This is a genomic window from Variovorax sp. 10L426 (assembly GCF_056395305.1).
Genome location: NZ_JBFTJF010000080.1, coordinates 1 through 490, shown reverse-complemented (window position 1 = coordinate 490; position 490 = coordinate 1). Strand labels below are relative to the sequence as shown.

The following is a 490-nucleotide window of genomic DNA, read 5'->3' as shown; positions in this document are numbered from 1 at the left end:
TTGGTGACGGCCATCAGCGGCGTGTGCAGCGCCGGGGTGACGGTCCACACCACGTGGTAGCCCACGTAGATGGCCAGCACGAAGATGATCAGGTTGATGACGGTGTGGGATACGGGATCCATGGCGGCTTCTCCTCGCTTGTTCGCTGTGTTCGCTTGTTCGCTTACTTCTTCGTGACCTGGCCGTCCTGGCTCATGCGGCAGGCGGCGACGATGTCGTCCTCGAGGTCGATCTTCAGACCGCCCTCCTTCGGCAGCACGAGCTTGAGGAAGTCGAGCACGTTGCGCGCATACAGCGACGACGCATCGGCGGCGACGAGGGCGGCGAGGTTGGTTTCCCCGACGATGGTCACGCCGTGCTTGACCACTGTCTTGTCGGCTTCGGACAGCGGGCAGTTGCCTCCCACGCCTTCCGGGCCCTTGCCCGCAGCGATGTCCACGATGACCGAGCCCGGCTTCATCGACTTGACCATCTCCTCGGTGATGAGCGT

General features: G+C 63.5%; 1 protein-coding gene and 1 pseudogene. Both read right to left on the bottom strand.

Features of this window, described 5'->3' with window-relative positions; all coding sequences use genetic code 11:
• The coding region (locus AC1DHL_RS29835; protein WP_478164340.1) for a proton-translocating transhydrogenase family protein at nt 1-203 on the bottom strand (203 nt) is incomplete at its 3' end.
• Nucleotides 164-490: pseudogene (locus AC1DHL_RS29830) on the bottom strand (NAD(P)(+) transhydrogenase (Re/Si-specific) subunit alpha); the annotation flags it as partial. The pseudogene AC1DHL_RS29830 and the gene AC1DHL_RS29835, both read right to left, overlap by 40 nt.